Annotated in this window: 1 protein-coding gene; it reads left to right on the top strand. The window is 52.0% G+C overall.

The genetic code is table 11. The annotated features are described in order from the left end of the window. Positions 1 to 221, top strand: a 221-nt coding sequence (locus tag AF337_RS40255) for an EAL domain-containing protein (protein WP_152971022.1), incomplete at both ends; no start/stop codon positions are given.

Here is a 221-nt window from a genome sequence, read left to right as displayed (position 1 = left end):
GACGATTTTGGCACAGGGTATTCAAGTCTTCAGTATCTTCAAGGTTTGCCTGTAGATGCGCTCAAGATCGACAAATCGTTTATAGATACGATCGGACGAGGCGCGGCGACGAGTTCGGTAACTTTGCATATCATCGAGATGGCAAAAGAGCTTGGGCTGTTCTCCGTGGCGGAAGGTGTCGAGACCGAAGCGCAAGCCGCCTATCTTCGCGAACACGGCGT

The organism is Rhizobium ecuadorense, from assembly GCF_001187535.1.
GTDB lineage: Bacteria > Pseudomonadota > Alphaproteobacteria > Rhizobiales > Rhizobiaceae > Rhizobium > Rhizobium ecuadorense.
This window is presented reverse-complemented; position numbering and strand designations above follow the sequence as displayed.